Annotated in this window: 13 protein-coding genes; 1 reads left to right on the forward strand and 12 read right to left on the reverse strand. The window is 55.9% G+C overall.

All coding sequences use genetic code 11. The features are described 5' to 3' along the window. Window positions 1–21: 21 nt before the first annotated feature. The 12 genes from DQX05_RS04310 to yqfC all read right to left on the reverse strand — a co-directional run bounded on the left by DQX05_RS04310 (window position 22) and on the right by yqfC (window position 12,002). Window positions 22–501, reverse strand: a complete 480-nt coding sequence (locus tag DQX05_RS04310) for a YaiI/YqxD family protein (RefSeq protein ID WP_240764831.1) — start codon at window positions 499–501, stop codon at window positions 22–24. Window positions 502–730: 229 nt separating this feature from the next. Then, complete coding sequence (gene glyS, locus DQX05_RS04315; protein ID WP_119791164.1) at window positions 731–2,803, reverse strand: glycine--tRNA ligase subunit beta; 2,073 nt, start codon at window positions 2,801–2,803, stop codon at window positions 731–733. Further along, window positions 2,796–3,683: a glycine--tRNA ligase subunit alpha gene (gene glyQ / locus DQX05_RS04320; protein ID WP_119791166.1), complete on the reverse strand. Its 888-nt coding sequence runs from the start codon at window positions 3,681–3,683 to the stop codon at window positions 2,796–2,798. The genes glyS and glyQ overlap by 8 nt, the downstream gene beginning before the upstream one ends. Window positions 3,684–4,021: 338 nt before the next feature. After that, on the reverse strand, window positions 4,022–4,786 hold the full coding sequence (recO, locus tag DQX05_RS04325; RefSeq protein ID WP_119791167.1) for a DNA repair protein RecO: 765 nt from the start codon (window positions 4,784–4,786) through the stop codon (window positions 4,022–4,024). A 55-nt stretch (window positions 4,787–4,841) separates the two neighbouring features. Further along, the gene (locus DQX05_RS04330) at window positions 4,842–4,982 is read right to left on the reverse strand and encodes a YqzL family protein (protein ID WP_087442117.1); all 141 of its coding nucleotides are present in this window, start codon (window positions 4,980–4,982) and stop codon (window positions 4,842–4,844) included. Between the two features lie 134 nt (window positions 4,983–5,116). Continuing rightward, window positions 5,117–6,046 carry a GTPase Era gene (gene era, locus DQX05_RS04335; protein ID WP_119791169.1) on the reverse strand — a complete coding sequence of 310 codons (930 nt, stop codon included), beginning with the start codon at window positions 6,044–6,046 and terminating at the stop codon, window positions 5,117–5,119. A gap of 105 nt (window positions 6,047–6,151) precedes the next feature. Continuing rightward, the gene (locus tag DQX05_RS04340) at window positions 6,152–6,523 is read right to left on the reverse strand and encodes a diacylglycerol kinase family protein (RefSeq protein WP_119791171.1); all 372 of its coding nucleotides are present in this window, start codon (window positions 6,521–6,523) and stop codon (window positions 6,152–6,154) included. After that, window positions 6,523–7,026: an rRNA maturation RNase YbeY gene (ybeY, locus tag DQX05_RS04345; protein ID WP_119791172.1), complete on the reverse strand. Its 504-nt coding sequence runs from the start codon at window positions 7,024–7,026 to the stop codon at window positions 6,523–6,525. The genes DQX05_RS04340 and ybeY overlap by 1 nt, the downstream gene beginning before the upstream one ends. Before the next feature lie 25 nt (window positions 7,027–7,051). Then, entirely contained in the window at window positions 7,052–9,460 is a 2,409-nt protein-coding gene (locus tag DQX05_RS04350) for an HD family phosphohydrolase (protein WP_119791174.1), read from the reverse strand. Window positions 9,461–9,475: 15 nt separating this feature from the next. Next, window positions 9,476–10,444, reverse strand: a complete 969-nt coding sequence (locus DQX05_RS04355; RefSeq protein WP_119791176.1) for a PhoH family protein — start codon at window positions 10,442–10,444, stop codon at window positions 9,476–9,478. A 26-nt stretch (window positions 10,445–10,470) separates the two neighbouring features. After that, window positions 10,471–11,712 carry a sporulation protein YqfD gene (gene yqfD, locus DQX05_RS04360; RefSeq protein WP_119791178.1) on the reverse strand — a complete coding sequence of 414 codons (1,242 nt, stop codon included), beginning with the start codon at window positions 11,710–11,712 and terminating at the stop codon, window positions 10,471–10,473. After that, window positions 11,709–12,002 carry a sporulation protein YqfC gene (yqfC, locus tag DQX05_RS04365; RefSeq protein WP_119791180.1) on the reverse strand — a complete coding sequence of 98 codons (294 nt, stop codon included), beginning with the start codon at window positions 12,000–12,002 and terminating at the stop codon, window positions 11,709–11,711. The genes yqfD and yqfC overlap by 4 nt, the downstream gene beginning before the upstream one ends. A gap of 1 nt (window position 12,003) precedes the next feature. Here yqfC and DQX05_RS04370 point away from each other — a divergent pair, with 1 nt between their 5' ends. Then, window positions 12,004–12,363, forward strand: a complete 360-nt coding sequence (locus DQX05_RS04370) for a hypothetical protein (RefSeq protein ID WP_119791181.1) — start codon at window positions 12,004–12,006, stop codon at window positions 12,361–12,363. Window positions 12,364–12,466 lie beyond the last annotated feature (103 nt).

A 12,466-nucleotide genomic window follows, 5' to 3' on the forward strand; every position in this document is an offset into this window, starting at 1 on the left:
TAAACACGTATTACTATTTCGCTACGGGCTCAATTTCTCCTGCTCCCGCTGCAAAAGTTTTGTCAACTTATGTTGGAAGTTGATCCGGTCCTGTTCGCTCATCGCCCGGGGCCCCTTCGTGCGAAGTCCCGCCCTGCGGGCTTTGGCCGAGAAATGCCGCCTCGACAAATATTCATCCACATTATCGGCGGTCAATTCGCCGCCCCGAGGCATCAAGACGGAAGCTCCACGCGGCAGACAGAGCGCGGCCAACCCATAATCGCTTGTCACGACTATGTCTCCTGACCGCGCTGCATTCGCGATATAGATATCCGCCGCCTGGAACGCCTGATCGACAAATACGGTATGAATGTCGTAATTCGCCAACTGCCAGTCCGGAGCAAACGCCGCATAGGAAGCGACAAATAACACCGCGGCCTCCTGCTCCAGCGCAGCGGCGATTATCTCGTTCTTGACCGGGCAGGCATCCGCATCCACCAAGATACGAAGCTTGTCAGACATGCGACTCACCCATTTCATAAAGACGGCGTCAAAATGAAAGTTATATTTTCACCGTTACTATTATATACGCTGTAAGCCGTAAAAATCCTGCTTCGCAAACGTGAATTTCCGAATGGTTTTCGGCGTTTTTTGTCGAAGTCCGGACAAAAAGGAAGGAACATGTCGAAGAAAATCTTCTTCATGTTCCAGCCATGCCGGCGCATGTCGCTGCGTCGGCCACATTGTATATTCAGGATGCCCAGACGAGCTTGGAGAAATCGGCATACCGGCGAATATCGGCCGCAATGTTGGCGAGAAGGGCAAGCCGGTTCGCCCGGACCGCTTCATCCTCGGCCATGACCATCACCTGGTCGAAAAAGCGGTTGACCGGATCCTGAAGCCGTCCCAGCACGGCAAGAGCCTGGGCGGCATCCGCGAACGCCGCATCATAAGCCTCATGCACTTCGGTCCAGCGATCGAACAGCTCTCGTTCCGCATCATGCTCGAACCGATTGGCATCGATGGCTTCCGATACCGCCTTGGCCGCGAGATTGCATACGCGGTTGAACGATTCGGCCGTCAGCTTGAACTCCTCACCGGCCACGGCCTGCATCAGCGCGTCCGCACGTGCCACCGTCTGCTTCACATCGTCATAGCCCGATGCCATAATGGCATCGACCACGTCGTAGCGAACGGAATCGGCCAGCACATTTTTCACGCGCAAGCCGAAAAATTCCACGAGATCCCGCCGGACCTCCTCGCTGCTCCGCTTCAGCAATTGCGCCTTCTCGTGTACGTCCAGCGCAATATCGAGCATCATATGAAGCGTCAGCGGCAGGCCGCGCTCCAGCAGCACCTGGACAATTCCCGTCGCTTGGCGGCGCAGGCCGTACGGATCCTGCGAGCCTGTCGGAATAATGCCGATGGCGAAGCAGCCGACGAGCGTATCCAGCTTATCCGCGAGGCTGATAATGCAGCCCACAAGCGTGTCTGGCGCCGGATCACCGGAATACCGCGGCTTGTAATGCTCATTGATGGCGCGGGCGACCGCCTCCGGCTCCCCGGCCTTGCGGGCATAATCTTCTCCCATCATGCCCTGCAGCTCCGGAAATTCATAAACCATTTGCGTCACGAGGTCGAACTTGCAAATATCTGCGGCCCGGCTCACCCACAGCGCGGTCTCCCGATCGGCCTCCACCGCCAGGGCGAGCGCGTCGGCAATCGCATGCAGCCGGCGGATTTTGTCGCCGATTGTACCCAGCTCCTCGTGGAACACGATTGAATCGAGCTTATGCACGCAATCGATAATGCGAAGCTTCTGATCTTCCTCGTAGAAGAACTTGGCATCCGACAAGCGGGCGCGAAGCACCTTCTCGTTACCCTTCACGACTTGTTCCAATCCGGCCGCATCGCCATTCCGGACGGTGACGAAGAACGGCTGCAGCTGCCGCTCCGCATTCAGAACCGGGAAGTAACGCTGATGCTCGCGCATCGACGTAATCAGCACATCCTGCGGAATGTGCAGGAACGCCTCGTCAAATGTGCCGTACAGCACGGTCGGGTACTCGACCAGGAACAGCACCTCTTCCAGCAGATCGTCCTTGACAGCGATATGCCAGCCCTTTTCCGCGGCCAGCGCGTCAATCTGGCGTGTAATCTCCGCCACCCGCTCATCAGCGTCCGCGATCACACATTGCTCCCGCAAGCGTTCCACATAGTGAGCCGGCTCGTCGATTGCCACCTCTCCGCCGAGGAAGCGGTGGCCGCGCGAAATATTCCCTGCCTGCACACCCGCGATTTCCAATGGAATAATATCTGTCCCATGCAGCGCCACGATCCAGCGGATCGGACGAACATAGCGCATTTCCTTATCTCCCCAGCGCATGTTTTTCGGGAACGTCATCGCCTGGATAAGCGAAGCGAGGCCGTCGCTCAGCACAGCGGACGTCTCCGTTCCGATACTGCTCTTGTTGGCATACACGTATTCAACACCGTTCAACTCCTGGAAAAACAGCTGCTCCGGCTCAATGCCCTGACTACGGGCAAAGCCAAGCGCGGCCTTCGTCCAAGCGCCGTTCTCGTCAAGCGCGATCTTGCGTGCGGGCCCCTTCACTTCCTCGTGAATATCCGTCTGCTTATCGGCTGCCTCGCGAACGATGACAGCCAAGCGGCGAGGCGTCCCATATACTTGAATCCTGGCGAATCCGATCCGTGATTCCGTCAGCCAGCGTTCCATCCGGCTCTGCAGCTGCTCCATCGCAGGGCGCATGAAGCGTGCCGGCACTTCTTCCAGTCCAAGCTCCAATAATATATCTTTAGGCATGGCGTTCCTCTCCCTTCTTCAACAGCGGGAAGCCGAGCTTCTCCCGTTCCTCCAAATACGTGGCCGCAACTTGGCGGGCAAGATTCCGCACCCGGACAATGTAGCCGGTACGTTCGGTTACACTGATGGCTCCGCGCGCATCCAGCAAATTGAACGTATGCGAGCATTTGAGCACATAATCGTAGGCCGGGAAGACGAGATGCTGCTCCATCGCCCGATTCGCTTCCTGCTCATACATCGTGAATAACGAGAACAGCATTGCCGTGTCGCTCACTTCAAACGTATATTTCGAATGCTCGTATTCCGGCTGGTGGAAGACATCACCGTAGGTGACCCCATCGACCCATTCCAGATCGAACACATTCTCTTTCTCTTGAATATATGATGCCAGGCGTTCAAGCCCGTACGTAATCTCGACCGATACCGGATGCGCGTCAATGCCGCCGACCTGCTGGAAATAAGTAAATTGGGTAATCTCCATTCCGTCGAGCCATACTTCCCAGCCGAGTCCCCATGCGCCCAGCGTCGGAGCTTCCCAGTTATCCTCGACGAACCGGATGTCGTGCTGGAGCGGATCGATGCCAAGGCGGCGCAAGCTCTCAAGATAGAGCTCCTGGATATTGTCCGGCGATGGCTTCAGAATCACCTGGAATTGATGATGCTGATACAACCGGTTCGGGTTCTCGCCATAACGGCCGTCCGCCGGGCGGCGCGATGGCTCCACATAAGCGACATTCCACGGCTCCGGCCCGATGGAACGCAAAAACGTCATCGGATTCATCGTGCCGGCTCCCTTTTCCACATCATAAGGCTGCACGAGGATGCAGTTCTGCTCGGACCAGAAGTGTTGAAGCGTCAATATCATTTGCTGAAAATTCATGGCTTTCTCTCCTTTGCCTTTACATTCGCGGCATGCCCGACGAGCGCGCAAAAAAACTCCCGCCCTACGTCTGCTGCCAGACGTAGGGACGAGAGTTATCTTCCCGCGGTTCCACCCTACTTGAACGATTGCCTCAGCCCTTGCGCATGTTGCCATACGCTCCAGCCGCAATCATTCCACTTTCTCCGTTCCTTGCTCCAAAGTGCCTGTTCATTCGCCCGTTCGTCCGGGCTTACACCATCCCCGGATCGCTATATCTCGAAGCTTGGACGAACTACTTCCTTCTTCAACGCAAGCCAATCTATCTACAGCTTGGATTCATTATAACGAATGGCATTCTAGTCGTCAAGATTGGCCAAATCATACTTCTCCATCTGATCGAGGAACTGCTGCGATTTCAAGCGGACGCCGACATGCGTGTCCATATAGCCGCGCATGAATGCGCGCAGCCGCAGCTTCGTCTCCGGCTTCAGAGTCACATTTCCCAGCCGGCGGAGATCCGCTTTTTCGAACTGGCGGAGCAGGGTCAGCATCGCCGGTCCCGCCTTATATTGCTCATGCTCCCGCATCAGGCAGGCACGGCAGAAGGCGCCGCCGAGACGCCAGCCGACTCCGCTCAGGTCGTCCTCCCTGCCGCAGCTGACGCAGGCATACAGCTGGGGCCCAACGCCGGTGCGCTGCCATAGCTTCATCTCCAGCAAATGCGTCGTCACCTGCGCATCCTTGCCGGCCTCCAACGCCTCTAAATACGCATGCAACTGATCGAACATGGCGCCGCCGGCTTCCTCGTCCTGCAAGGCCCGGTCGACCAATTCAGCTGCGTAAGAGGCGTAGGCGGCCAGATGAAGCTGCTCGCGCAGTGTATGATGCCCCTCCAGAATCTCGCATGAATTCAAGGTGCCGATATGCCCCATTCCGCGGAAATAGACATATTCCCCGTAAGTAAAGAGCTGAGTGGCAGCCGCATGACGGCTGCGCACCTTCTTCGCTCCCCGCACTAGGACGCCGACTTTGCCGTGCGATTTGGTGCACAGCGTGATGATCTTGTTCCCTTCCCCGTAATCCATACTGCGGATGACGATTCCTTCCACCCGATATAGCACGCTCGTCCTCCCATGCGCATTACGTTGCTTGAATGGTAATGGTACCTCTATAAATCTATGATTCCGCTGAATTATCCAACGGCGGTACGTCTAGCGAAGATTCTTCCGTTTCCGACAGCTGTCTGGACTGCTTATACAACAAATAAGCATCAACATCTCCCGTCATGGCAAATACGTTCCACGAGAAATCATGCATCCGTATATCCCCTTTCGTTGGAAATGACTATGCGTTCCATCCTTAGGTTGCGCTGCGGTATCAAGATTATCCCATGCAATATTTGGTCACGATCGGCACGGACTTGTGCGCGAAAGAATCCGCCTGCCGCCGTCTTACGCATCGTGGCGGAAGCCGAGATCACGAAGAATCCGTTCTTGATTGCGCCAGTCCTTCTTCACTTTGACCCATAGCTCCATGAACGTTTTCGATCCGAGCAAATGCTCTATATCCTTGCGGGCAAGCTTGCCAATCTCCTTCAGGAGCGCTCCTTGCTTGCCGATGACGATGCCCTTCTGCGAATCCCGCTCCACATAAATAACGGCGGAGATATAGACGACACCGTTGTCCTGAACTCTCATATCCTCGATCGCGACCGCAATCGAGTGCGGGATCTCTTCCCGGGTCAAGTGCAAAATTTTCTCCCGGATCAGCTCCGCTACGACGAACTGCTCCGGATGATCGGTAATCTGATCGTCCGGATAGTATTTCGGCCCTTCCGGCATATAGGAGCCCAGCACGTCCAACAGGCGGTTGACATTATTGCCTTGAAGCGCAGAGATAGGCACGATCTCCGCGAATTCGAACAGTTCATTGTACGATTTAATCATCGGAGGCAGCTCATCGGGATGCACCTGATCAATTTTGTTCATCACGAGAATGACCGGTGTCTTCACCTTCACCAGTTGCTCCATGACAAATTTATCCCCGCTGCCGAGTCCTGCTGAAACATCGACAAGAAATAAAATGACCTCAACCTCGTTCAAGGTATTGTAGGCCACCTGGTTCATATAGTCGCCCAGCTTCGATTTGCGCTTATGAATGCCCGGCGTATCCAGAAATACGATTTGCGTATCCTCCGTCGTATAGACTCCGTGGATTTTGTTCCGCGTAGTCTGGGGCTTGTCGGACATAATGGCGATTTTCTGACCGATGACATGATTCATTAACGTCGATTTGCCGACATTCGGCCGGCCGACGATGGCTACAAAGCCGGATTTGAATGAGGTTCGGTTCGATCTCGGTTCATCTTGAAATGTGTTCAACGCAAGTTGCCTCCTGTTTATTTTATCATATATGTACGCAAGCGGTGACCGCCGCTGCAAAATAAATGCAATTCCGGCAATCACCGCTTGCGATGCGTTCCACCCTTATATGAAGGTCCGCAGCAGCTGCAGCAGACGCCCCGCGAACAAGACCACGCCGACGATTACGGCAAATACCGCGGTCACGAGCACTGCTCCTGCGGCGGTATCCTTCGTGATTTTGGCCAAAGGATGCGGGTCGGGCATCGTGAGATCGACCGCTGATTCTACCGCCGTATTCATCAATTCGGCCGACACCACCAGCGTGATGGCGAGGGCCAGCCACAGCCATTCGCCTGTCGATATCCTGAAGCCCGCTCCCAACAGACAGGCTGCCACAGCGGCCGCAGCATGAACGCGCATATTCCGCTGGGTGCGGAAGGCATAGAGGATGCCTTCCCATGCTACCCGGAATGTATTCGCCCACGGCCGTCTCATTAGCGAATCAGTCCAACCCGGCCAAGAACCGCCTCCTGCTTGTCCATCATCTCGCGCTCGCTCTTCTCATCCTGGTGATCATAGCCGAGCAGATGAAGGAAGCCGTGTACGAACAAAAATCCGATCTCCCGTTCGAGCGAATGCCCATATTCCTCGGCCTGAGCCTGCGCGCGTTCGGTGGAAATGATAACATCGCCGAGCAAGTCATCGTCCAGACCGGTCAGTTCTACATCCTCTTCCACTTCGTATAAGATGTCCATCTCTTCATCGGTCGATTCTTGCATCGCGAAGGACAGCACATCCGTCGGACGATCGATGCCGCGATACTCCCGGTTCAGTTCGTGGATGGCCGCGTCGTCGACGAAGGTAAGAGCCACTTCTCCTCCGTCTACTCCCTCTGACCGGGCCGCTTCCTGCAGGATTCGCTCCAGCAGTTCGATCAGCGGCGGTTCAATCGGAAGCCGCTCCTGTTCATTGTTCCATTCCAGCTTCACAGTGTGCATGTTCCGTAATCTCCTTCATCACGCTCTACGATTTGTCGTCCCGTTCCGGAGCCGGTTCGCTGCTTGGCGCGTCCGGCTTCGGCTCAGCTTCCGACCTTGCCGCTTGGTCCGACTCCGCCTCGACAACTGCCTCATCCGCCTGCTGCTCCTTCTTCTCGCCGGCCGCAGCACCCGAAGCGGATTCCGGCTTGGCATCGCCCGGCCTCGCCTTCGGATCGTCCGGATATTCGATGCGGGAATGGAAAATCCCCATCACGGTCTGCTTCAGCGAATGACCGATAATGTCCAGCTCGCGCAAGGTCAGATCGCATTCGTTGAATTGATTGTCATCCAGACGGTCTTTAATGATTTTTTGAATCATCGATTCAATCTGCTCCACCGTCGGGTGGCGAAGCGAACGAACCGCCGCTTCCACGCAGTCGGCAATGCCGACGACAGCCGCTTCCTTCGATTGCGCCTTCGGCCCCGGATAACGGAAGTCATCTTCCGTGAAATCGGGCTCCTTGCCCTGCTCCTTGGCCAGCTTCAACGCCTTGAAATAGAAGTACTTCAAAAATGTCGTGCCATGATGCTGCTCGGCAATATCCCGAATCGGCTTCGGCAGCTTATAGTCCTTCAGCATCTCGGCCCCGTCGCGGGCATGCGCCACGATAATCGAAGTGCTCAGCTTCGGATCGATGAAGTCATGCGGATTGTCCATATTCGTCTGATTCTCGATGAAATAGCTCGGACGCTTCGTCTTGCCGATGTCGTGATAGAATGCACCCACCCGGCAGAGCAGCCCGTTGGCCCCGATTGCTTCGGCCGCCTGCTCCGCCAGATTCCCGACCATGACGCTGTGATGATACGTACCCGGCGTCTCGGTCAACAGCTTCCGCAGGAGCGGGTGGTTCGGGTTGGACAGCTCGACCAGCTTCAGCGCGGACAAAATGCCGAAGGTCACTTCGAAAAACGGCATCAGTCCCATCACCAGCACCGCATTCAGCAGTCCGCTCGCAAAGGCGAACGCCGCGGCGAGCATCGTTTCGCGCTGATTGAGCGCATCCCCGTTCAGCATGGACAGCGTCAGTACCGTCAAGCTGCCGAAGATGCACACCATAATGCCTGCCTTCAAAATCGTCGAGCGCTGGCTTGCCCGGTGAATCGCAAATATCGCCGCATAGGATGTAACGAGGGCGAAAAATCCGAAATGGAAATCGAACAGCGCCCCCTGATGCGTATTCAAAATGATGCTGGCGACGATGCTCAGCACGACCGCGCTAATATAGGCGAGCGGCAGATCGATCAGGAGCGTAATCAGCATGACGCCCATGGCGACAGGCGCCGCGTAGCCGATAAATACCGCGTCTTCCGTCTGTGAGTACGCGATAATATGGACAGCAATGATATTGATGGTGAAAATGAGCAGCAGCATCAGCAGCTGAACATTGTTGAATTTGAAATGCGTATGGCTCGCCTGGCGCATGAACATGAACAAGACGAGCGAGAACAACGCCGACAGAAGCAGTAAGCCGAATTGCGGCCAATAGTTGACTTCGGTCTTCAGCAGATCATTCTCACGCAGCAAATCATACATTTCTTGTGTAATCAGCTGGCCCTTTTTGACGAAAATATCGCCCTGCTTAATAAATACCGGCGGCGTATTCTCGCGTGCCTGAACCTTCGCTTCCTTCGTCGCTTCATCGTCGTAGAACTTGTTCGGCGTAATGACGAGCCGGACCAGTTCCTGCACGACTTCACGCGCCGAGCGCTTGTTCAGGGAGCTGGCGTTCACGTATTCGGGCACCTTCGCCCTGGCGATCGCCGCTTCGGGCACCGCATCGCTCATCAGCTTCGATACAAGCTCCCGGGCGACCGATTTCATTTCCGTAATATCTTCCTTGGTCAATCTCGCGATCTTGATATACGTTTCCTCGGGAATACGGTAGGTCTGCTCTTCGAGACGCTTGCTTATTTCCTCCAGCATCACGTTGGAATAGGTGTTGGTATTCCGTCCCGTCGTCAGGAACTGGCGAATATGATCCTTCACCATCTCCGGAATTTCCCGTCGGAACACATCCACCTTCTGGGAATAAGAGATCGTCTCGTCCGAGTTCAATTGCTCGATCCGATCAAATATGCTGTCGGACAGACGCTCGTTGCGCAAGGAAATGATCTCGTAAATCGGCTGCACCCGTTCGGCCGCCTGATCCTGGGCTTTAAGCGTCGCCTTCTTGTCCGGTATCTGAATCGGGGCGATAATGTCCTTCTCGCTCCGGACGTTGACCTCGATATCGAATTTCTCCGGCAGCACGCTCGGAGCCAGACTGATATAGAACAGCAGCGTGATGAGAAAAAACAAGAGAAAGCGGACGCCGACGCTGTATTTCCAACCGGACATATTCACTTGCCGGGCCGGCTTGCTTTCGTCGCCGGTACGATTTGTCTTTAGCATAGAGAACAACCCTCTCTATCCTTGGTTTTCGCTATCCTTCTGATAAGCTGTAATAATTTTCTGCACTAAGGAATGACGAACGACATCCTGCTCGGCAAAGTGCACAAAGCCAATTTCTTCAATCTCATGCAAAATATGAGAAGCCTCTACCAGGCCCGAGCGCTTGCCGCGCGGCAGATCGATCTGGGTGATGTCACCGGTGATGACCATCTTCGAGCCGAATCCGAGCCGTGTCAGGAACATCTTCATCTGCTCGGGCGTCGTATTCTGGGCTTCGTCCAAAATAATGAACGCGTCATCAAGCGTGCGGCCGCGCATGTAAGCAAGCGGCGCGATCTCGATTAGTCCCCGTTCCAATGCTTTTCCGACTTGATCAAGACCCATGACGTCATACAGCGCATCATAAAGCGGCCGCAAATACGGATCTACCTTCTCCTGCAGATCCCCCGGAAGGAAGCCCAGATTCTCCCCGGCCTCGACGGCCGGGCGGGTCAATACAATCCGCTTGACCGCTCCTTCCTTCAGCGCCATCACCGCCAGGACGACGGCCAAATACGTCTTGCCTGTCCCTGCGGGACCAATGCCGAACACGATGTCTTTCTTCTTAATGGTGGATACATAATGCCGCTGCCCGATCGTCTTCACCCGTATCGGCTTGCCCCGGTACGTATGGGCAATCTCGCCTCTGAACAGATCGAGCAGTTCATGGACTGTCCAATCCTGCGCCAAATCGATGGCGTACTGAATGTCGCGTTCGGATAGAGCGATGTTGTTCCGCACAAGCTCCAGCAGAACTTCGAATAGCTGCTGCAGCTTCTCAACCTCCATCGCCTCTCCCGAAATGGAAATCTCCGCATCCCGCGACATCACGTTCGCGTCCGTGCCGCTCTGAATCATGCGCAGGTACTTGTCCTGCGGGCCGAAGAGAGCCAGTCCCTCGGCAACGTTCTGCAGTGTAAGCTTGACAATTGTTGGTTGCGTCAAAAACTCTCAGTCTCCTTAAACGTTCATTATCCTCTCGCTTGTGGAGGCGCCGCTTTTTCTTCCTGCGCACCCGGATCCGGCTGTGCCTGCGGCACAATCGGCAATTCTTCCGCAATCGACTGCTCCACTTCAAAAAGCACCTTCATGACCACTTTACCATTGTCCGCCTTCTGATGCAAAATTTTTTCCTCATGAATGCGAGCATCTGGACCGTTTTTGGCCAGCACATCGGCGCGGGCCTCCTGCAGCCCCGCAGCAGCTGCCTCTTGTTCACTTCGTTCCTCCGAGATAATATGGGCTTCCTTCAGCACCTCTGTCTGCCAGCCGAACGGCAGCACCCACTGCCTCCATTGCAGCCGCTTCGCTACCACGATCGTCTCATAGCTGTCGAACGGAATGCCGCCGTAGCCGGCGATCTGCAGCCGTCTCTCTCCTGCCGTCACATAGCGAAGTTCCTTCTGCTCGCCGGTATATACTTTGCGCTTGGTGACGAGAGGGGCAGCAACGTCATATTCATGCCATACGAGCCCCCGCACCTCTCCCTTGGCCGCCACCGTACTCGGCAGCTCCTCGGTTCCGATTTGTCCCGAGATGAGAATATCGCCCTTCTTCACCCGAGAATGCTGTCTCACGACCGGACGGCCCCGCTCCGCGATGATATGCGTAATAACCCCGTCGATCTTGGCGACAAGATGGCGCGGGTTAACGAGCCCCTTATTTTCCGGCAGGGTCGATTCCACGACATGAATCCGGATTTTTGTCCCGTTGCGCTCAATGCCAATCCACGAGACGCCCTTGAGCTGCGTATTCATCGCTTTGGAGACAGCGTCCGGATCACGCAGCCGGAAGGTCCATTGGAACGGGTAAATGCCCTGCTGTCTCGCCTGCTTCAGCACTTCCTCCGCCGAAATGCGGACATTGCCCGTTACTTCGATGCTCCAGACGAGGGAAGAGAGCATGTACAATCCGAGCAAAAAAAGAATACCGCCCATGGCAAAAAACTTCCGCCGGCGGATGCGTACGATAGAGAACGGTAGCCCGAATCGCCGCTCCACATGAATACGGCAGCCTGTCTTCTTCAACAGCGGACGAAGGCGCAAGTAATCGCTGGCCAGCAAATAACATTCCGCCCGGCCGTCCAGGAGACGCCGGACATCCCAAATTCTGATTTGTTCCAGCGCGGTGGCATTGATAAAGGTTTCGATGTGGTCGCCGCGCAGACTGGCACGGACATAGCCTCGCAGGCCGGCAAATGCAGGAGCTTTCACGATGTTCCCCCCGTTCCGTGATACTTGATATCATTGATAACGCCCTCGATACAGATTTCCTCGGTATAGATGGCGCGGATCGTCAAGTTGGTTCCATACACTTCCAGTTGGCCTGCTGCTAAGGCGAGACGCATATGCTGATCGGAGAAGTGAAGAATGCCCTGATGATTCTCTACGACCAGCTTGCGATTGCCGGTCATGACCAGACGGGGCATATCCGTGATCATATCCTGCGGCAGATCGAACCAATTTACGGACAACTGGCGCAATTTGCGGGCAATGCGGCTCATTTTGGCAAAGGCCCCCTTCCTGTACTTTACAACCTATGCGGAACAAGGCCGGATTATGAAATATGAGGAGGCGGGTGGAAGGGATACGGCGGAAGCTCCGGCGTCACGCGAGAATGTGCGGCGGCTGGGCGCGTTGATCCCTGGGGAGCACCCTGTAGCGGCTTGGGCGCGTTGCTCGGTTGCGGGGCGCGTTGCGGCGGCTTGGGTGCATCGCTCCGTTGCGGGACGCGCTGCGGCGGTTTGGGCGCGTTGCTCCTTTGAGGAGCGCGCTGCGGCGGCTTGGGTGCATCGCTCCGTTGCGGGACGCGCTGCGGCGGCTTGGGCGCATCGCTCCTTTGAGGTGCGCGTTGCGGCGGCTTAGGCGCATCGCTCCATTGCGGGACGCGCTGCGGCGGCTTGGGCGCATCGCTCCTTTGAGGTGCGCGTTGCGGCGGCTTAGGCGCATCGCTCCATTGCGGGACGCG

Origin of the sequence: Paenibacillus thiaminolyticus (genome assembly GCF_003591545.1) — a bacterium.
GTDB lineage: Bacteria > Bacillota > Bacilli > Paenibacillales > Paenibacillaceae > Paenibacillus_B > Paenibacillus_B thiaminolyticus_A.

Bases quoted from the DNA above. Each gene is read 5' to 3' on its own strand.
- DQX05_RS04310 (WP_240764831.1), bottom strand. From the start codon at position 501: ATGTCTGACAAGCTTCGTATCTTGGTGGATGCGGATGCCTGCCCGGTC.
- glyS (WP_119791164.1), bottom strand. From the start codon at position 2,803: ATGCCTAAAGATATATTATTGGAGCTTGGACTGGAAGAAGTGCCGGCA.
- glyQ (WP_119791166.1), bottom strand. From the start codon at position 3,683: ATGAATTTTCAGCAAATGATATTGACGCTTCAACACTTCTGGTCCGAG.
- DQX05_RS04330 (WP_087442117.1), bottom strand. From the start codon at position 4,982: ATGCATGATTTCTCGTGGAACGTATTTGCCATGACGGGAGATGTTGAT.
- DQX05_RS04340 (WP_119791171.1), bottom strand. From the start codon at position 6,523: ATGAGACGGCCGTGGGCGAATACATTCCGGGTAGCATGGGAAGGCATC.
- ybeY (WP_119791172.1), bottom strand. From the start codon at position 7,026: ATGCACACTGTGAAGCTGGAATGGAACAATGAACAGGAGCGGCTTCCG.
- DQX05_RS04350 (WP_119791174.1), bottom strand. From the start codon at position 9,460: ATGCTAAAGACAAATCGTACCGGCGACGAAAGCAAGCCGGCCCGGCAA.
- yqfC (WP_119791180.1), bottom strand. From the start codon at position 12,002: ATGAGCCGCATTGCCCGCAAATTGCGCCAGTTGTCCGTAAATTGGTTC.